The following is a 20,079-nucleotide window of genomic DNA, read 5'->3' on the forward strand; positions in this document are numbered from 1 at the left end:
TCCGGGTCGGGGCCCAAGCCCTGTTGTGCAGTACGCGGTCACTCACTCCGCCTCGAACTCCGCGAGCAGGGCGTCGAGGCAATCGTCACCGTCCCGGACCGCGATGATCTGCCGGGCCATCTCGTGCAGCGTCAGCTGTTCCAGGAACAGCGTGATGGGGACGTCGAGGTCGAAGTCGTCCCGCAGGCAGCCGACCAGGTGGACGGCGGTCAGGGAGTCGCCGCCGGCCGCGAAGTACGTCATCTCCGGGTCGTCGGCGTCCGTCAGCCCCAGGGCCTCGGCGAGCAGCGCGCGGATGTCCTGCTCCAGGTCCGCCGAGCGGCCCTCCTGCTCCGGCTGCTCCCCGCCCGGCGCGACCGGGAAGAGGCGGTACGCGCCGTGGCCCGTCCCGGCGAAGGGATAGGACGGCAGAGCGGTCCGCCGGCCACCGTCCGCCGGCGGCACGGACTCGCCCGCCAGCCAGGCCTCGCCCAGCGGGTCGGGCCCACCGGGGCTCACCGCACCGCCGGACCCCAGTCCGGCCAGCAGTTCCGCCGCCTCCGCACGGTCCCCGGCCCGCACGTAGCCGCGCACGGCCATCGGGGCACGGCCCACGCGCAGGGTGTACGCGGCGTCGGCGAGGGACGGGGTGTCCGGCGCCCGCAGCGCCGCGGCCAGCCGGCCGGCCAGCGCGTCGAGATCCTCCCGGGTGCGGGCGGACAGCAGCAGCACCTCCGGGCCGTCCGGCGCCCCGGCACCGTCGCGCGGGGGAGCCTGCTCCAGGGCCACGTGCACGTTCGTGCCGCCGATGCCGACCGAACTCACCCCGGCCCGCCGGGGACCGAGTTCGGGCTCCGGCCAGGACGCCGCCCGCTCGATCAGGTGGAACGGCGAGTCGTCGAAGCCGAGTTCGGGGTGCGGGCGGCCGGCGTCGGCGTTCGGCACCAGCGTGGCGTGCTCCAGCATGAGCACCGACTTGATCAGCGCGGCCACGCCCGCCGCCGCGTCCAGGTGACCGATGTTCGACTTCACCGAGCCGATCCCGATCCGCCCGGTGCCGAGCGCGCCCTTGAACGCGGCGGTCGCCGCAGCCGCCTCGATGCGGTCACCGAGCGCGGTGGCCGTGCCGTGCGCCTCCAGATACTGGGCGTCGGCCGGGTCGAGACCGCCCGCTGCCCAGGCCTCCACGATCGCGGCGGTCTGCTGGTCGACGCCGGGCGCGGTGAACCCGACCTTGGTGGCGCCGTCGTTGGTGACGGCACTGCCCCGGATGACCGCCCTGACCGGGTCGTTGTCGGCGAGCGCGTCGGACAGCCGGCGCAGCACGACCACACCCACCCCGTTGCCGGGCACGGTGCCGCCGGCCCGCTCGTCGAAGGGCCGGCAGCGCCCGTCCGGGGAGAAGATGCCGCCCTGGTGGTGGACGTAGCCCCGCTTGTGCACCGTGTCCACGGCGACACCGCCGGCCAGCGCGGTGTCGCACTCGCCGAGCAGCAGCGACTGCACCGCGAGGTGAACCGCCGTCAGCGAGGTCGAGCAGGCCGTCTGCACCGTCAGGCTCGGCCCCTCCAGGCCCAGCCGGTAGGAGACCCACGGGGCCAGGAACTCGCGGTCGGTGAGGATGCGCACCTGGAGTGCCCCGATGGACGCGGCGAGCTTCGGGTCGGTCTGCGCCGCGAGCATGTGCTCGGTGGAGCCGCCGCCGACGTACACGCCGGTGCGCGCGGACCCGCCCAGCGGGTTGCGGCCCGCGTCCTCCAGCGCGGACCAGGCCGTCTCCAGGAGCAGCCGGTGCTGGGGGTCGAGGGCCGCCGCCTCGGTGCGGTTGAAGCCGAACAGCTCCGCGTCGAAGCGGTCCGCGTCCGCGAGATGGCCCTTGGCCGGTATGTAGTCGCGGCCCCGGACCTCCCGCGGGTCGGCGCCGTCGGCGATCAGCTCCTCCTCGGTGAAATCGGTCACCGAGCAGAGCCCGCCGAGCAGGTTGCGCCAGTAGGTGTCCAGGTCGGGGGCGCCGGGGAAGCGGCCGCTCATTCCGACGACCGCGATCGCGGAGTCGGCTGCGAGGGGCTCGGCGGCGCTTGCGTTCTCGGTCATCGTGTGGAGCCTTTCCGGTAGCTGAGGCGTCGGGCGGCGGCGGTGCGTCGTGCGTGCCGGTCACCGCCGCGGGCGGCGGCCGTCCCGGCGGTGGGGCCGGTGGCGGGGGCCCCGGCGGCGGGCCCGGGGGCCGACCGGTCGAGGTGGGCGGCGAGGGCGGTGACGGTGGGGTGACGGAACAGGTCGACGAGGCTGAGATCTCCGTACGTCCCCAGCTCGCGCAGGGCGGACAGGACGCTGAGCAGCCGGATCGAATTGCCGCCCAGATCGAAGAAGTGATCGGTGACGGCGACCAGTTCGAGGTTGAGGACACGGGCCCACAGACCGGCCACCAGCTGCTCGGTCGCGGTGCCCGCGACGGTGGCCGAGCCGTCCGGCCGGCACCGCACGGTGACGGGTTCCGGGAGCCGGGCCCGGTCGAGCTTGCCGTTGCTGCTGACCGGCATCTCGTCCAGCCGCACGAACACCTCGGGCACCATCGACCCGGGCAGCCGCCGGGCGAGATGGGCGCGCAGCTCCGCGTCCGGGGCCGCTTCCCCGTCCCGGCCGACCACGTACGCCACGAGCCGCTGCTCGGTGCCCGTGCCGCGTACGGTGGCCGCCGCCAGCGCGACCCCCGGCGCACCGGCCAGCAGGGTCTCGATCTCACCCAGTTCGATGCGCACGCCGCGCAGCTTGACCTGGAGGTCGGTGCGCCCGAGGTAGTGGATGAGGCCGTGCGCGTCGATCCGGCCGAGGTCGCCGGTGCGGTACATCCGGGCGCCGGGCGCGCCGTGCGGGTCGGCGACGAACCGTTCTGCGGTCAGGCCCGGCCGGCCGATGTAGCCCCGCCCCAGTGAGGCACCGGCCACGTAGATCTCACCGGCGACCCCCGCGGGGACCGGCCGGAGGCGCTCGTCGAGTACGTAGACCCGGGCCCCGGGCACGGTGCCGCCGAGCGCCACGGGCTCACCGGGGGTGAGGTCCCCGGTGGTCGCGTAGACGGTCACCTCGCTGGGTCCGTACGCGTTCACGATCCGGCGGCCGGGCGCGCTGAGCCGTCCTACCAGCTCGGCGGGGCACGCCTCGCCGCCGACCGCGACGGTCCGCAGGTCCGGCAGCTTTCCGGCGAGGTCGGGCAGCAGCATCGCGGCGGACGGCGGCAGGAACACATAGGTGATGCGGGAGTCCCGCAGCCGCTCCAGCAGCGCTTCGCCGATCCGCTCGTCCTCGCGCGGGATGTGCAGCTCGGCTCCGGCCACCCAGGGGAAGAACAGGTCGGAGACGGCGACGTCGAAGCCGAACGAGACGAACTGCAGCACCCGGTCGTCGGCGTTCACCGGAAAGGAGTGCCGGACCGCCCGGGTGAGGTTGACCAGCGCCCGGTGCTCGACGGCGACGCCCTTGGGGACGCCGGTGGAGCCCGAGGTGAACAGGACGTAGGCGAGATCCCCGGGCATCGGCGCGGCGGCCGGGGCGGGCGCGGGCAGGACGGGGTCCGTGACGGCCGGGCGGTCGACCCGGATGCACGGCACCTCCAGGCACGCCCCCTTCTCCGAGGTGTCCCGGGCGGTCAGCAGGAGGCCCGTGCCCGAACTCTCCAGCATGTGGCGGAGCCTGGCCTCCGGGTGTGCGTGGTCCAGCGGTACGTAGGCGCCGCCCGCGCGCAGGACGGCGAGGGCTGCGATGCCCTGGTCGGCCGAGCGGGGCAGGAGCAGGCCGACCCGGAAGCCGGGCCGCACCCCGGCCGCGCGCAGCCGGGCGGCCAGTGCGTCCGCCCGGCCGAGCAGTTCGGCGTAGCTCAGGCGGAGTTCGCCGCAGACCAGGGCCGTGGCGTCGGGGTGTTCGGCCGCCCGGTCGGCGATCAGGTCCGGCACCAGGCGGTCCAGCGGCGCGGCCTCGGCGAGGCGGTCGGCGCCGTCGAGGGTCCGGCGGCGCTCGTCGGCCCCCACCCACTCCACGGCGGACAGCGGGGCGGACGGGTCCGCGAGGAGCCCGGCCAGCAGGGTGCGGAAGTTCTCCGTCCAGCGGCGGACCGTCGCGGCGTCGAACAGGTCGCTGCGGTAGATGAACTGGGCGGCCAGCAGCTCGTCCCACCGCTCCACGAACAGGTGGAAGTCGAACTTGGCGGTGTCCAGTGTCAGGGCGAGCCGCTCGGTCGCGGCACCGGTCAGCCGCAGACCGGGCGCGGCCTCGTCCTCGTAGCTGAGCGCCACCTGCACCACCGGGTCGTGGCTGGTCTCACGGACCGGGGCGAGGGTATCGACCACCGCCTCGAACGGTGCGTCCTGATACGGCTGGGCCGCCAGCAGGGAGGCCCGGACGCGGCGGGTGAGCTCGTCGAGCGACGGATCGCCGGACACGTCCACGCGCAGCGCCAGGGTGTTGGTCAGCATCCCGACCATCTCCTGGAGTTCGGGCCGCTCGCGCCCCGAAGCCGGGTAGCCGACGACCAGGTCCTCGCCGCCCGAGAGACGGGAGAGGAACGCGGTGTACGCCGCGAACATCGTCATGAACGGGGTGGCGCCCTGGACCGCGGCCACTTCGGCGAGCCGTGCCCTGACATCGGCGCCGAGCAGGAAGCGCTCAGTGCCTCCCGAGGCCGTGCGGACCGGCGGGCGCGGGCGGTCCAGCGGCAGTTCCACGGCGGCGGGCGCGCCGCGCAGCCGCTCCACCCAGTGCGCGACGGACGCCTCGAACGCGCCGTCGGCGGTGCGCTCCCGCTGCCAGGCCGCGTAGTCGGGGAACTGGAGCGGGAGTTCGGCCGGCCGGTACGCCGAGCCCCGGGTCTCGTGCCGGTATCCCTCGGACAGCTCCTCCAGCATCAGGCCGAGCGACCAGCCGTCACAGACCAGGTGATGGGCGACGAGGAGCACCCGGTGGCTGCCGTCGTCCACCGCGTACACGGCGCAGCGCAGCAGCGGCCCCCGGGCGGTGTCGAAGGGGCGGGCGGCCTCGGCGCGGATCAGGGCGTCCGCGCGGTCCGCGGGCACGTCCCGGTGGATCGCGGGCCGCACCCGCCCGACGGCCGAGACGCGCTGCGCCGGGGTGCCGTCGTCGGCGGTCCTGAAGACCGTCCGCAGCGCCTCGTGGCGGGCGACGAGCGTGTCCAGCGCCCGGCCGAACGCGATGGTGTCGAAGGGGCCGTGCACGGCGAAGGCGACCGGCACGTTGTACTGGGCGGTGCCCGGATTCAGCTGGTCGAGGACCAGCAGGCGGCTCTGGGCGTCGGAGGCGGGGAACTCGTACTCCTCGTTCCCGCCGCCCTCCCCGGCGTAGAGGTCGATGAGATCGACGGTGTCGACGGTCATGGGATTCAGTCCCTTCGGAGGGCGGATTCGAGGACCGCGGCGATCTCGGCCGCCGGGCCCGGATTCAGTACGTCGCTGTGGCCGCAGTCCAGTTCGTGGACGTCGAGCGAGGCGGCCACGCGACGCCAGGCACCGGTCTTCTCGGCCGTGGTCGGCCAGCTGTCGTGGGTCGCGGAGAAGAGCGTGATCCCGCCGCCGTAGTCGGACGGCCGCCACGTCCGCACGAGCGCGCTGTGGTGCGCGCCGATGTCGACCAGGGCGTGCAGACGGGCCTCGGAGAGGCCGTCGAAGGCGCCCTCGTGGCTGGTGGAGAACACCGTGGCGCGGTCCAGCGGCCCGTCCGGTACCGATGCGCCGGGCGCGTGGGAGTGGAGCAGGATGCGCAGCATCTCGTCCTCGACGGCGGCGGGGTCCAGCGGAGTGCCGAGGATCTCGTCCGGCATCGGCATGGCGTCCACCACGGCGAGCATCCGCACCTCATCGCCGGCCCGGCGCAGCCGCACCGCCAGCTCGTGGGCGAGGGCCCCGCCGAAGGACCGGCCGAGGAGCAGATAGGGGCCCCGCGGCTGGAGTTCACGGATGCGCGGCAGATACAGCTCCGCCATCTCGCCCATGGACGGCGGGAGCCGGTCCACGCCGGTGAGCAGCGCCGGACTCTGGAGGGTGTGTACGGGGCGGGCCGGATCGAGGTGCGGCAGCAGGTTCACGTACGACCAGCCGAGGCCGAGCCCCGGGTGGACGCAGATGAGGGGAGTGAGGCCCTCGCCGGCCCGCAGAGTGAGCACGGGCGCCAGGCTGTTGTGCTGCGGACGGGCTGTCGCTGTCGTGGACGCGGAGGCGGGTTGGTTACGGCCGGGGCGCAGCGCGATCCGCGGAGCCGGGCCCTTCCCGGACACCGGCGCGTCGAGCCGGGCGGCGAGAGCGGCCGGGGTGGGCGCGTCGAACAGGGCCGAGAGCGGGATCCGGACGCCGAGCACCGTCTCGATCTTCGACTTCAGGCGCAGCGCGGTCAGCGAATGCCCGCCCGCCAGGAAGAAGTCGGTGTCGGGCCCGACCGCCGGGACGCCCAGCACCGTGCCGAACAGGGCGCACAGTTCGCGCTCGCGCGGGGTGCGCGCAGTGCGGTGGGCCGCAGGTTCCCCGGTGGGCCCGGGGTCGGGGAGCGCGGCCCGGTCGACCTTCCCGTGGCGGGTGAGCGGCACCTCCTCGATACGGGCCCACAGGGACGGCACCAGGTGCGCGGGCAGCTGCTCCGCGGCGTGCGCCCGCGCCCGGTCGAGGGTGCGCTGCCACCGCTCCGCCTCGTCCGGGCGCGCACCGGAACCGTCGTGCGCGCCCTTCACCGGCACCAGCCAGGCGGCCAGCAGCTTGCCGCCCGCCGCGTCCGGCCGGGCGCCGGCCACGGCCCGCGCGACGCCGGGGCAGCCGGTCAGCACGGTCTCGACCTCGGCGGGCTCCACGCGGAAGCCGCGCACCTTCACCTGGTCGTCGGCCCGGCCCGCGAACTCCAGGGCCCCGTCGGGCAGTCGGCGGACCAGGTCCCCGGTGCGGTACATACGGCTGCCCGGCGGCCCGTAGGGATCGGCGACGAACCGCTCCGAGGTGGACACCGGCCGCCCGAGGTAGCCCTGGGCCAGCCCGGCGCCGCCGATGTACAGCTCACCGGTGGCGCCCGCCGGCACGGGGCGCAGCCGGTCGTCCAGGACATGGGCGCGGGTGTTGTCCAGGGGGCGCCCGATGGGGACGCCGCCCGGGTGACCCGCCGACTCCTCGGTGGCGGTGTGCGCGGTGGCGAACACCGTCGTCTCGGTGGGCCCGTACCCGTTGACGACCACGGTTCCCGGGCAGTGCTCATGGAGGCGGCGCACGGTGCCGGGTGCGAGGACGTCGCCGCCGGACCACACCTCGCGGAGTCCGCGGAGCGCGTCGGGCGCGATCTCCGCGACGGTGCGCAGCAGTTCGGGGGTGAGCATGAGCGCGGTGACCCCCCGGTCGGGGACCACCCGCTTGAGCAGGTCGGGCGTGATCGCCTCGGCGGGGGCGACGACCACGGTCCCGCCGTTCAGGAGCGGGACCCACACCTCGTACGTCGAGGCGTCGAACGTGTACGGGTTGTGCAGCAGCACCCGGTGGTGGGCGCCGCCCGCGAAGCGGCCGTCGGCGGCGAGTTCGGTGATCGCCCGCTGCGGGACGACCACTCCCTTGGGCTCTCCGGTGGAGCCCGAGGTGTAGATCACGCAGGCGGCGGCCCCGGGATGGGCGGCGACCCCGTCGAAGGGCTCCGGGCCGGACTCCTCGGTGACGTCCAGTACCGCGGTACCGGCGGGCAGCCGGGTCCCGGTGGAGTCGGCCCGCGCGGTGAGAACGAGGGCGGGAGCCGCCGCGGCCAGCAGCCGGGCCAGCCGCTCCGGCGGATGCGCCGGGTCGAGGGGGAGCCAGCAGGCGCCGGCCTTGAGGACGGCGAGCTGGGCGACGACCATGGACGCGGAGCGGGGCAGCAGGAGGCCCACGGTCCGCCCCGGCGCCACACCGGCCCGGACGAGCCGGCCCGCCAGCCGGTCGGACGCGGCGTCGAGCCGGGCGTAGCTGAGGATCTCGCCGTCCGCGTCGACGGCCGGTGCGTCCGGGGTACGGGCCGCCTGGGCGGCGAACCGCCCGGTCACGGTGGCGGGCGCGGCGGGCGCCCTGGACGGGCCGTCGGCCAGGGCCAGCAGCTCGTGCCGCTCCGCGAGGGGCAGCGCGTCGATGTCGTCCACGGGTGTCCGAGGCGAACGGGCCAGCTGCTCCAGCACATGGGCCAGGCGCCCGGTGACCGCTGCCGCCGAGATGCCCCGGCGGCAGCTCACCGACAGCAGCAGCCGGTCCTCGGCGACCGCCGCGATCGTGACCGGGTAGTGCGTCGCGTCCGTCACCTTCGCCAGGTGTACCGCGCCGGGGGCGGCCTCGCTCCCGTCGGTCCGCGGGAAGTTCTCGAAGGCGATGATCGAATCGAAGAGGTCACCGACCCCCACGGCGCGCTGCACCTCGGCGGCGCGGGCGTGGTGGTGGGCCAGCAGCCGGGACTGCTCGTCCTGGATCCTGCGCAGCAGCTCGTCCACCCGCTCGCCGTCCCGCAGCCGGACCCGTACCGGCAGGGTGTTGATGAACAGGCCCACCATCGACTCGACGCCGGGCAGGTCGTGCGGGCGCCCCGAGACGACCGCGCCGAAGACCAGGTCGCGGGAGCCGGTCAGTCTCGCCAGCACCAGGGCCCAGGAGACCTGCACCAGGGTGTTGAGGGTGACGCCCGCGGCGGCGGCCCGCCGCACCAGCATTGCGGTGAGGTCCGTGGTCAGCCACACCCGGGAGCGGTCGGGTGCCGTGTCCGGCCCGGTGGGGGCCAGCAGCGCGGGCCGTTCCAGGCCCTCCAGCGCCTCGCACCACGCGGCCTCGGCCTTGTTCCGGTCCTGGCCGCCCAGCCACACCAGATAGTCCCGGTAGGGCGCGGCGGGCGGCAGCGGCCGCCCAGCCACGAGGGCCGCGAGGTCCCGTTCGACGACGGGCATCGACCAGCCGTCCAGGAGGATGTGGTGGAAGGACACGACCAGTTCGGCGCCGGTGTCGCTGCGCAGGAACGTGGCACGCACCAACGGCGGGCGGGCCAGGTCGAAGCGGAGTGCCGCGTCCGCGCGCAGCGCCTCCTCGGTCCGTACGCGCACCTCGTCCGGGGCGAGGCCCGTCAGGTCCACGCCGGCCCACGGCACCGTGACCGCTTTGGGTACGACCTGGACCGGCCGGTCCAGGCGCTCGTGCCGGAAGCAGGAGCGCAGGTTGGGATGGCGGTCCAGGAGTGCGGTGAACGAGGCCCGTACCGTCTCCTCGGCGGTTCCCGGGCCGACCCGGAACCGGGCCTGCACCAGATAGGGGTCGGGTCCCGCGGTCTCCCGGGCGGCGTGGAAGAGCAGGCCCTCCTGGAGCGGGGAGAGCGGCAGTACGTCCGCGATGCGCGCGTTCATCGTCGTTCCCCTTCTTCTTCGTCGTGCGCGGTGTCGAGGCCGTCGAGGTCACCGAAGTCCATGTCCTGCGCGAGCAGTTCGAGCTGGTCCCCGGTGAGGTCGACGAGCGGGAAGTCGGACGGGGTGTGGACGGCTCCGCGGTCCGGCCCGCAGTGGTCCGCGAGGACGCCGAGCGCCTCGGACCAGGCCCCGGCCAGTGCGCGTGCCTCGTCGTGCGTGAACACTCCGGACGGGTACGAGAAGCTCGCCTCCACCAGGAGCTCGCCGTTCTCCTCGCGGGCCAGCACGTCCACCTCCAGGGTGTGCGCGAGCGGCACGGCGTCCGGCCCGAGGTCGAGCAGCCGGCCGCCCGCCGCGTCGGTCGCGGTGAACCGGCCCAGATAGTTGAAGCGGACATCGGGTGCGGGCAGTGCGGCGAGTGCCGGGCCGGTCTCCGGGTGGAGATGGCGGAGCAGTCCCCAGCCGAGCCCGCCGGAAGGCACCGCCCGCAACTGCTCCTTGACGCATTTCAGGGCCTCTCCCGGCCGGCCGCCGGGCTCCATCGAGGCGGCACCGATGTCCAGCCGGACCGGGTACTGCGTGGTGAACCAGCCGACGGTGCCCGACACGTCGACCTGGGTGGATATTGCCTCCCGCCCATGGCCCTCCAGATGGACCAGCAGGGCGGATCCGGTTCCCCGCCGCTGGACGGCCGCCGCGGTCAGCGCGGTCAGCATCACCGCGTCGGGACGGCAGTTGAAGTCGGCCGGCAGGGTGAGGAGCACACTCCGGGAGAGCTCGGGGCCCAGCTCGAAGGTGAACGTCTCGCGGCGTCCGCCCGGCTCCCGGTCGCCGGTGAGCCGTGCCGCGCTGTCCGCCAGCTGCCTCTCCCACCACGGGAGTTCACCGGTGCGCAGGGCGGCCTCCCGGGACAGCAGCCGGGACCACCGGGTGAACGACGCGGTCCTCGCGGGGGCCGCCCCGTCCCCGGGGCGCCGGTCGAGCGCCGCGGCGAGTTCCTGGCCGAGCACCCGCCAGGAGAACCCGTCGACGGCCAGGTGGTGCACGGTCAGGACCACGGCGCCGGGCCGGCCGGACCCGGGGTCCAGCCACACCGCCCGGACCATCTCGCCGTCCTCGGGCCGCAGGGTGGCGGTGCGTGCCAGCTCCGTCGCCCGGGAGTGCAGATCGGTGTCCGCCGCGACGGCCAGCCGGACGGCTCGCGCCCCGGCCGGAGCGCTCTCGGCGGGCACCTCCAGCTCCCAGCCGGCAGCGCCGTCGCACACCAGCCGCATCCGCAGCGCGGCGTGCCGCTCGGTCAGGGCGGCGACGGCCTCCTCGATCGCGTCGAGCCCGGTGCCGGGCGCCAGCGGGAACAGCATGGACTGGGTGAACGCCGAGGTGTCCACGGCCTGTTCGCGCCACCAGTGCATCACCGGGGTGAGGGGCAGCCGCCCGGTTCCGGTGTCCGCCTCCGCCGGGGCGTCGGCGTCGGGCGTCCGCGCCAGCACGGCCAGCCGGGCGGGGGTGCGCACGGTGAACACGTCGTGCGGCGAGAGCACCAGGCCGGCGGCCCGCGCCCGCGCGGCGAACTGGATCGCCATGATGCTGTCACCGCCGAGACGGAAGAAGTCGTCGTCGGCACCGGCCTGTTCGAGATCCAGCAGCTCGGCGAAGAGCCCGCACAGGACCTCCTCGCGCGCCGACCCCGGGAGCCGGACGGTGTCCCCGGTCCGTCTCGCCGGCGCCGGCAGGGCGTCCCGGTCGAGCTTTCCGTGGGACGAGAGCGGCAGCGCGTCCAGAGTGACCACGGCCGCCGGGACCATCGCCGCGGGCAGGCGCTCGGCGGCGTGCAGGAGCAGCGCGTCCTCGTCGCTCTCCGCGCCCGGCGCGGGCACCACGTACGCGACGAGCTGCGCGGTGCCCCGGTCGTGCCGTACGACGGCCACCGCCCGCTCCACGGCGGGGTGTTCCACCAGGGCGGCGGCGATCTCGCCCGGCTCGATCCGCAGCCCGCGCAGCTTCACCTGCTCGTCGCCGCGCCCGAGGTAGTACGTGATGCCGCTGTCGTCCCGGTGGACGAGGTCGCCGGTGCGGTACATGCGGCTGCCGGGCGGACCGCAGGGGTCGGCGACGAACCGTTCGGCGGTGAGCGCGGCCCGCCCCAGGTAGCCGCGGGCGAGCGCGTCGCCCGCCAGATAGAGCTCGCCGCCCGTCCCGGCCGGAACCGGCCGCAGCCGCTCGTCCAGGACGTAGGCCGTGGTGCCCGCCACCGGTGTACCGATGGGCGGCACCGTTCCGTCGGCGGACAGCGGCCCGGAGCCGGTCGAGACGACGGTGGATTCGGTGGGCCCGTAGACGTTGTGGAACCGCCGTCCCCCGACGGCCCAGCGGGCCACCAGGTCCGGCGGGCAGGCCTCCGCGCCGACGACGAGCGCGCGCAGCCGCGGGTGCGGACCGGCCGGCACCGTCGCGAGCACGGACGGCGGGACGAACGCGCAGGAGATCCGCCGCTCCTCCAGCACCCTCCCGAGGTCCGCGCCCACGAGCGGCCCGGGGGGCGGCAGCACCAGGGTCCCGCCCGAGCCGAAGGCCAGGCACAGTTCGCCGACGGAGATGTCGAAGGAGGGCGGCCCGAGCTGGAGCACCCGGCTGCCGGCGTCCAGCGCGACGCCGTCCACCAGGCTCCTGGTGAGCCCGGCCACCCCGGCATGGGTGACCAGCACGCCCTTGGGAGTGCCGGTGGTGCCGGACGTGTGGATGACGTGGGCGACGTCGTGGGGCTCCGGGCCACCGGGCGGCAGCGGCGCTCCGGCCCAGGCGTCCTCGTCGAGGACCAGCGTCGGCAGGTCCGTCCCCAGGGGCGCGGCGCCCGGTTCGGTGATCAGGAGCACGGGCGCGGCCTCGGCGATGACCCGGCGGATGCGCCCGGCCGGGTGGGCGGGGTCGAGCGGCAGATACGCGGCGCCGGCGCGCTGGACGGCCAGCGCCGCCACCGGCCAGTCGCTGCCGCGGGCGAGGGCGAGCGCCACGATCCGCCCTGGGCCGGCACCGAGGCGCACCAGCCGGCCGGCCAGCCGGGCGACCCGCTCGTCCAGCTGGGCATAGCTCAGGGTGCGCCCCGCGGACTCGACGGCCGGGGCGTCCGGCGTGCGGGCCGCCTGCCGGGTCACCAGAGCGGGCAGTGAGACGGGAGCGGGGGCGGCGGCCCCGGCGGAATGAGCCAGCAGTTCACCGCGCATGGCCGCGGGCACCAGGTCTATGTCCCCGACGAGCGCTGTGGGATCGGCGGTGATCTGCCGCAGCAGCTCGACGTAGCACTGCGTCCAGCGGGCCACCGTCGCCGGGCTGAAGACGTCGGTACGCAGACCGAAGCTGCCCTCCATGCCGTCGCCGCTGTCCTTCACCACACCGACGAGGTCGTGCTCGCCGCCGGTGTGGATGCGCTCGGGCTCAGCGAACTCCTTCATCACCGTGACGCTGGGCTGCTGCGTCAGGTGCATGAACACCCACTGGTAGAGCGGGGCCCGGCCCGCGCTGCGCTCGGGCGCGGCCGCCGACACGATCCGGCCGACGGGCACGTCCGCGTTGGCCATCAGATCCGGGAAGTCGACGGCGAACCCGGCGAGCACATCCGCGAACGACCGGTCCGGGCGCACCTGCCAGCGGGTCGGCACGGCGTTCATGACGTACCCGATGACCTGGTCGAGGCCCTTGGCCGCACGGTTGGCGATCGGGGTACCGATCACCAGGTCGTCGGCGCCGCTGACCCGGTGCGCCAGGACGGCGAAGGCGGCCATGAGGACGACGTAGACGGAGGCGCCGCGCTCCCGGGCCAGGGCCCGGACGGCGGCGGTGGTCGCCGCGTCGATGTGGAAGGGGACGTTCGCGATGCCGTCGCCCCCGGTGGTGGTGCCGGTGCCGGCGCCCGGCACGGTCAGCGGACCGGGCGGGTCGGCGAGATAGCGGCGCCAGAAGTCCAGCCGGCTCCCGAAGACCCCGGCCTCCACCAGTTCGCTCTGCCAGGACGAGAAGTCGGCGTACTGGACCTCGGGCCGGGTGAGGGGCGGTTCCAGGCCGTCGCGCAGGGCGCCGTACGCCTGGGCGAACTCGTTCTGCAGCACATCGAACGACCACCAGTCGCTGATGGTGTGGTGCAGGCTCAGCATCAGGGTGGAACACCGTTCGTCGACCCGGACGAACCGGGCCCGGATCAGCTTGTCCCGGCCCAGGTCGAAGGGGCGGTTGCGGAAGGCCTCGAAGGCCTCGCCGATCGTCCCGCCGGTGCCCCGCAGGTCCTCGTGCTCCAGGCCGAAGGCCCCGTCGTCGGGGAACTCGACATGCAGCTCGCCCGACGGATCCGTCACGATCCGGGTCCGCAGGATGTCGTGGTGACGCTGGATCAGCGTCAGCGCCGCCTCCAGATGCGCCGGGTCGACGGGCCGTTCGAAGTGGTAGGCGGCGCACAGATTGAGCGCCGGGGTGCCGGGATACAGCGAGTCGTACACCCACAGGTCGTGCTGCGCGGGGCTGAGCGGCACCCGGCGGGCCGGGTCGCGCGGCGGTATGACGGCGGGTATCTCGCGGGCCCGCCCCGCCTCCAGGAGACGGCGCATCAGCCGGACCCGCTGCTCGCGGCCGAGCGCGCCGAACCGGTCGGCCATGGACGGGGACGCCGCGCCCGGAACGGGGCGCGAGACGGTGGGGGCGCTCATCACAGGTTCTCTTTCAGTTCGGCCAGCCGGTGCAGCCCGGCCAGTACGTCGTCCCGTCCGATACCGAAGTCGATGAAACAGGCGACCTCGTCGACGCCCAGCTCGGCCAGATCGGCGAGCATCTTGGCGCAGTGGCCGGGAGAGCCGAGCAGACTGCCCCAGCTCAGATAGCGTTCGAAGGCGAAGTCGGCCATCATCGCGGTCTGTTCCTCGGTGAGCTGTGCGGTCGTGGGGTCCGCGGACCGGTTGGCCGCCGTCTGGCGGACGTACGAGGCCAGATAGGTCTTGAGCGGGGCGCCCGCCATCCGGCGGACCTCCGCGTCGTCGGCGCCGACGTAGGTGTGGGCCATGAGCGTGACCCGGCCGTGTGCGTCGGTGCCCCGCTGGTCGGGGGCCGCGGCGCAGGCGGCGCGGTAGCGGGCGATCTTCTCGGCCAGCTCCTCCCGGCTCTGCCCGACCGTCGCGCCGAGCACTCCGGCGCGCAGCCCGCCGGCCGCCTCCCAGGTCTCCGGGTTGCCGGACGTGGTGACCCACAGCGGCAGGGTGTCCTGCACGGGCCGGGGCTGGGGTGTCACGGAGACCGGGGTGCCGGTGCCGTCGGGGTACTCGGCGGCCTCGCCCGCCCACAGCGCACGCAGCCGCGGGATGGTCTCCAGGGCGGTCCGCCGCCGGTCCGCGTACTGCTCGGGGGCCAGCGTGAAGTCCTTGGAGTGCCAGCCGGTGGCGACGGAGAGGCCGACCCGCCCGTGCGAGAGGTTGTCCACGACGGCCCAGTCCTCCGCCACCCGCAGCGGGTGGTGGAGCGGCAGGACGACGCTGCCCGCACGGATCCCGATCCGTTCGGTGGCGACGGCGAGTGCCGCGCTGAGCACCGGAGGGCTGGGGAAGACCTGCCCCACCTGCTGGAAGTGGCGCTCGGGGGTCCAGACGGCGTGGAACCCGAGCCGGTCGGCCGTACGGGCCACGGCGAGGATGTCCTCGTACGTCTCGGTGTGCCGGGCCTCGCCGGCGGTGGTGCTGTCCGCACCGAAGAACATCACACTGAGGTCCACTGCCGCTCCTCCTGCTTCCTGCTGGGCTGGGTCTGGGTCTGGTTCTGTGTCTCGGGGCGCCGGGGCACCCGGGGGCGGCGCGGGATCGGGGCGGGGGCGACCGGTCCGGGCAGGGCGGACGCCCGTTCCAGCTCGGCCGCGAAGGCGGCGACCGTGGGTGCGGCGAACAGCTGGGCCACGGTCACCGGCCGGCCGGCGCCGAGCCGGGCGACGACACGTACCGCGCGCAGGGAGTTGCCGCCGAGGGCGAAGAAGTCGTCGTGCGGGCCGGCGCTCGGCACGCCGAGGACCTCGCACCACACGGCGGCGGTCTCCCGCTCCAGCGCGGTCATCGGGCGTTCGGCGGTGTCCCGTCGCCGGGTCGGCGCGGTGATCAGGTCGCCCCGGCCGGCCCGCCGGGGCGGCGCGCCGAGCCCCAGCCGCGACAGTGGCGCGTCGGGAGCGGCCGCGGCCGCCTCCAGGGCCTCGGGGAGGGCGCGTGCGAGCCACTGGACGAAGTCCGCCTCCAGTGCGTCGGCGCGGTACTCGAAGGTCATGGCCAGCCCGTCCGGTGCACCGTCCGCCGTGGTGGAGTCCGTGACGTCCACCAGGAGTTCGAACCGGGCCGCGCCGGTGCGCACGACCTCGACGCCGTGTTCGGCACCGGGCAGGGTGACCTCGGCCCGTGCGTTGTTCTGGAGCGCCAGCACCACGTCGGTGAACGGCTGACGGCCCAGGGAGCGCGGTGGGTTGAGGGCCCCGACCACGTCCTCGAACGGCACGTCCTGGTGGCCGAACGCGGCCAGGTCCGTCTCCCGCACCCGGGCGAGCAGCTCCGCCGCCGTGGGGTCGCCGGACAGATCGGTGCGCAGCACCAGCATGTTGACGAAGAACCCGACGACGTCCTCGACGCTGCCGTCCCCGGCCCGGCCCGCCACCGGTGCGCCGACCGCCAGGTCCTCGTCCGCACCGGCCCGCACCAGCACCGTGGCCAGCGCGGCGTGCAGCGCCATGAAGAGGGTGGCGCCCCGGGCGCGAGCCGACCCGACGACCCGGGCGTGGGCTGCCGCGTCCAGCCGGCACACCACGGTCCCGGCGGCCGGTCCGGGTACGGCGGGCCGCCCGGTGCGACGGGGCAGCAGCGGACCACCGGCCGGCAGCCCGTCCAGCTCCTTGCGCCAGTACGTGAGCTGACGGGCGGCGAGCGCGTGCGGATCGGACGGCGAGCCGAGCCGGTCGAGCTGCTGACGGGCGTGCTCGGCGTACGGGACGGCGAGCGGCGGGAGTCCGGTGTCCGCGCCCCCGGCCCGTGCCGCGTAGGCGCGGGACAGGTCGCGGAAGAGCGGCCGCAGGGACCACCCGTCACCGGCGATGTGATGGACCAGCACCAGGAGTGCGTGCTCCTCCGGCCGCTCCCGGGTGGTGAACAGGGTGGCGCGCAGAGGGAGTTCGGTCCGCAGGTCGAAGCGGTGGCGGGCCTCCCGCGCGATCTCCCGGTCCACCGAGTCCCCGGCGACGCGCAGGTGACGCAGGGGCGGCCGGGCGGCCGCCCCGCTCAGCACCCGCCGCACGGGGGCGCCGTCCGCCTCCTCGAAGACGGTCCGGAGCACTTCGTGCCGGTCGGCGACCTCGGCCAGGGCGTCACCCAGCGCGGCCGCGTCGACCGCGCCCCGCAGGCGTACCAGCATCGGCAGGTTGTACGCGGCGCCCGCCCCCGTCCGGTCCAGGAACCACAGCCGGTGCTGCGCGTGCGAGACCGGAAGCACACCGGAGGCGGTGCCGGGCGCGGAAGCGGCGACGGGCGGCGCCGGGGGAGCGGTGTCGACGAACGGGGCGAGCAGCGCCGGGGTGGGCGCCTCGAACAGCCCGCGGATGTCGATCTCGGCGCCGAGCACGGTACGGATCCGGCCCAGCAGCCGTGCGGCGAGCAGGGAGTGGCCGCCGAGCGAGAAGAAGTCGTCGTCCGGGCCGACCGCCTCCGCGCGGAGCACCCGGGCGAAGAGGCCGCACAGCGCGGCCACGGTCCCGCTCGCCGCCGCCCGGCCGGCCGGGGCCGCCGCGGCTCCGGGCTCCGGCAGGGCGGCCCGGTCCAGCTTCCCGCTGGGGGTCAGCGGCAGCGCGTCCAGCGGTACGAAGACCGCCGGCACCAGGTAGTCGGCCAGCACGCCGGCGGCGTACGCGCGCAACTCCGCTTCCCGGAAGCCCTGTCGGCCACCGCGCGGCACGACGTACGCGGTCAGCTGGCGGTCGCCCGCCGGGTGTTCATGGGCGAGGACCGCCGCCCGGTCGATGCCGGGATGCCTGGCCAGTACGCTCTCGACCTCACCCGGCTCCACCCTGAAGCCCCGGATCTTCACCTGGCTGTCGGCCCGCCCCAGGTATTCGAGGACTCCGTCCGCGCGTCGCCGCCCCAGATCACCGGTGCGGTAGACGCGCTCGCCGGACGGGGCGGCGACGAAGCGTTCGGCGGTCAGCGCTGGCCGCCCCCGGTACTCACGGGCGAGGCCCGCCCCGGCGGCGTAGATCTCACCGGTCCCGCCGTCCGGGACCGGACGCAGCTCCTCGTCGAGCACGAAAAGCCGCTTGCCCGCCAGCGGCCTGCCGATCGGCACCGGGCCGTCGCCGAGTCCGGCGAGGGCCACCGGGTGGACGGTCAGGAAGACCATGCACTCGACGGGGCCGTACCCGTTGCTCAGCCGCAGGTCCGGGCGGTGTTCCAGGGCACGGGCCGCATGCGGCGCGGACAGCGCCTCGCCGCCCACCACGAGTTCCCGCAGCCCGTCCAGTACCTGCGGGTACTCGTCGACGACGACGTTGAAGAGCGAGGCGGACAGGTACATGGAGGTGACGCCGTGCTCGGCGACGAGCCGTGCCATCAGGAAGGGTTCGGGCCGCCGCCCCGGGTGCAGGACGCAGGTCCCGCCGTTCATGAGCGGCCCCCACAGTTCCAGGGCGAACGCGTCCCAGGACAGCGGCGCGCACTGGAGCCAGACCGAGCCGGGGCCGAAGGACGCGAAGTCCTGTCCGGTGAGGGTGGAGGTGAGCGCGTGGTGCGACGCGGCGATGCCCTTCGGCCGCCCGGTCGATCCGGAGGTGAACATCACGCACGCGATGTCGTCCGGCCGGACCGGGACGGTGCCGCGCGGCAGCGGCCGCGCCCCCGGGGCGTCCTCGATGTGCACCTGCGCCGTGCCGAGCCCCTCGGGCGCCGTGCCCCGGGCCGACACGACCACGGCCGTTCCCGCGTCCTCGGCCATCGCGCGCAGCCGTCCGGCGGGGAAGCCGGGGTCGAGCAGCACATAGCCGGCCCCCGCCTTGAGGATGCCGAGCACCGACACGACGAGCGCGGCGGATCGCTCCAGGTACACCCCGACCGTGTCACCGGCCCGGATGCCCCGCGCGACCAGCAGAGCGGCCAGCCGGTCCGCCCGTACGTCGAGTTCGGCGTAGTCGATCCGTTCGTCGCCGTCGATCAGCGCGGTCGCGCCCGGCGCCAGTGCCACCTGCTCCTCGAACAGCTCATGCGTGCACCTCATCGCGGTCACCTCCCTGGTGGTCGCTCTGTCCGACCGGCTCCCGCGGCGCGTCGAGATCGGGCAGCAGCGTGTCGATGTCCCTGATCGAACGACTGGCGAGCCCCCAGACGGCCACCGCGGTCCCGCCGATGCCGGCCAGGAACAACATGGCCGCCATACCGCTGCCCGGAGAGTCGCCGACGAGGGGCCCGAGCACGGTGAAGAGGCCGGAGCCCTGAGCGGCCTGCGGTTCGAAGACGTGGTCGGCGAGCGGTCCGGAGACCGCCATGGCCACGGGCACGGAGATCTGCGACAGGAACATCACCGCGCCGAAGACCCGGCCCTGCCATTCATGGGGGACCTTGGTCTGCACGATCGTCTGCATCGAGGCGTTGACCAGGGTCATGAGCAGCGCGCCGACCAGGATGGCCAGGCACCAGCCGGTCACACCGCCCATCAGACCCATCACCACCAGGCCGGAGAGACACATGCCGACCACGCCGAGCATCATGCCCCGGCCCCGGTTCGCGGGACCGCCCCAGGCCGCCATCAGCAGGGCGCCGGCCACCCCGCCGACCCCGACCGAGGTGTTGACGGCGGCGAGTGCGCCGTTCCCGGCCCGGAGCAGCACCATCGGCGAGATGAGGGCGAAGCCGAAGACCATGACCAGGTTGACGACGCAGAAGTTGATGATCAGGTCGCGCAGGCTGGGCACCCGGAACAGATAGCGCAGCCCCTCGACGGAGTCGGCCATGATCCGCCGCCGAGGTGCGCCGGGCTTCCGCGTCACCCGGTCGCCGGTGAAGCGCACGATCCGAACGCCGACGAGGGCGAACGCGTAACTCGCCACGTCGACCAGGAGGGTCGGGCCGATCCCGAAGAGCGCGAGCAGGAGACCGCCCAGCGCCGGGCCGCCGATTCCGGCGGCGCTCTTCGCGCCCGCCAACAGGCCGTTGGTACGGTCGAGTTGGTCCTTGCGGACCAGCAGGGGAACGGCCGACGACAGGGCCGGGAACTGGAAGGCGGCACAGACACCGAGCAGCACGGCGGCCGGATAGACCTGCCAGGCCTGGAACGCGCCGAGGTAGTGGGACAGGGCCAGCGAACCCACGACGAGGAGCCCGCCGGCATCGGCTATCTGAAGCGCGGCGCGCTTGGATATCCGGTCGACGATTGCGCCCGCAATGGGGCTGAATACGGCCTGCGGCAGCATGGCGCACAGCGAGAGGATGGTGACGGCAGTTGCTCGCTGACCGGACGACCACACCTCGACGATGAAGGCGAACCGGACCGCCGCGCTGCCTGCCAGGGATACCGCCTGACCCGACCAGACAAGGAGAAAGGGGCCCATTCCCGAGAAACGGCCGGGAATATCGTTTGATGTCCGGGCGCCCATCAGGATTCGGGTCCGTTGTGTACCGGCTTCCGGCACATCGTGCCGCCGCCGTCGAATGGTTTGGTTACCACGCCTCAATCTCCCG

The 20,079-nt window shown here is 74.6% G+C and carries 7 protein-coding genes; all 7 read right to left on the minus strand.

Annotation, left to right across the window (positions count from 1 at the left end; genetic code table 11):
• Positions 1-42: 42 nt before the first annotated feature.
• Genes AB0I52_RS27555 through AB0I52_RS27585 form a run of 7 tightly spaced genes read right to left on the minus strand, consistent with a single transcriptional unit; the run spans position 43 to position 19,949 of the window.
• A complete protein-coding gene (locus AB0I52_RS27555) occupies positions 43-2,073 on the minus strand; it encodes a beta-ketoacyl synthase N-terminal-like domain-containing protein (protein WP_363077017.1) in 2,031 nt (676 codons plus the stop codon).
• Positions 2,070-5,363 (minus strand): amino acid adenylation domain-containing protein, encoded by a 3,294-nt coding sequence (locus AB0I52_RS27560; RefSeq protein ID WP_363077019.1) that lies wholly within the window; start codon positions 5,361-5,363, stop codon positions 2,070-2,072. Before AB0I52_RS27560 ends, AB0I52_RS27555 begins: the two co-directional genes overlap by 4 nt.
• Positions 5,364-5,368: 5 nt before the next feature.
• Positions 5,369-9,358 carry an amino acid adenylation domain-containing protein gene (locus AB0I52_RS27565; protein WP_363077021.1) on the minus strand — a complete coding sequence of 1,330 codons (3,990 nt, stop codon included), beginning with the start codon at positions 9,356-9,358 and terminating at the stop codon, positions 5,369-5,371.
• A complete protein-coding gene (locus tag AB0I52_RS27570; protein WP_363077023.1) occupies positions 9,355-14,052 on the minus strand; it encodes an amino acid adenylation domain-containing protein in 4,698 nt (1,565 codons plus the stop codon). The genes AB0I52_RS27565 and AB0I52_RS27570 overlap by 4 nt, the downstream gene beginning before the upstream one ends.
• Positions 14,052-15,104, minus strand: a complete 1,053-nt coding sequence (locus AB0I52_RS27575; RefSeq protein ID WP_362961850.1) for a MupA/Atu3671 family FMN-dependent luciferase-like monooxygenase — start codon at positions 15,102-15,104, stop codon at positions 14,052-14,054. Before AB0I52_RS27575 ends, AB0I52_RS27570 begins: the two co-directional genes overlap by 1 nt.
• On the minus strand, positions 15,089-18,619 hold the full coding sequence (locus AB0I52_RS27580) for an amino acid adenylation domain-containing protein (RefSeq protein ID WP_363077025.1): 3,531 nt from the start codon (positions 18,617-18,619) through the stop codon (positions 15,089-15,091). The genes AB0I52_RS27575 and AB0I52_RS27580 overlap by 16 nt, the downstream gene beginning before the upstream one ends.
• Positions 18,603-19,949 carry an MFS transporter gene (locus AB0I52_RS27585; protein ID WP_363077027.1) on the minus strand — a complete coding sequence of 449 codons (1,347 nt, stop codon included), beginning with the start codon at positions 19,947-19,949 and terminating at the stop codon, positions 18,603-18,605. The genes AB0I52_RS27580 and AB0I52_RS27585 overlap by 17 nt, the downstream gene beginning before the upstream one ends.
• Between the last annotated feature and the right edge of the window lie 130 nt (positions 19,950-20,079).

Origin of the sequence: Streptomyces sp. NPDC050423 (assembly GCF_040655445.1) — a bacterium.
Classification (GTDB): domain Bacteria; phylum Actinomycetota; class Actinomycetes; order Streptomycetales; family Streptomycetaceae; genus Streptomyces.